General features: G+C 43.0%; 2 rRNA genes. Both read left to right on the forward strand.

Annotated elements, in window-relative coordinates:
* Positions 1–211 (forward strand): 23S ribosomal RNA (locus KDK95_RS39165); the annotation flags it as partial.
* A 72-nt stretch (positions 212–283) separates the two neighbouring features.
* Positions 284–388: ribosomal RNA gene (rrf, locus tag KDK95_RS39170) — 5S ribosomal RNA — on the forward strand; the annotation flags it as partial.

Raw genomic sequence — 388 nt, forward strand, 5'->3', positions numbered from 1 at the left:
GTGTACCAGTTGTCGTGCCAACGGCATAGCTGGGTAGCTATGTGTGGACGGGATAAGTGCTGAAAGCATCTAAGCATGAAGCCCCCCTCAAGATGAGATTTCCCAACTTCGGTTATAAGATCCCTCAAAGATGATGAGGTTAATAGGTTCGAGGTGGAAGCATGGTGACATGTGGAGCTGACGAATACTAATCGATCGAAGACTTAATCAAAATAAATGTTTTGCGAAGCAAAATCACTTTTACTTACTATCTAGTTTTGAATGTATAAATTACATTCATATGTCTGGTGACTATAGCAAGGAGGTCACACCTGTTCCCATGCCGAACACAGAAGTTAAGCTCCTTAGCGTCGATGGTAGTCGAACTTACGTTCCGCTAGAGTAGAAC

It is taken from the genome of Actinospica acidithermotolerans (genome assembly GCF_018139625.1).
In the GTDB taxonomy this organism is placed as follows: domain Bacteria; phylum Actinomycetota; class Actinomycetes; order Streptomycetales; family Catenulisporaceae; genus Actinospica; species Actinospica acidithermotolerans.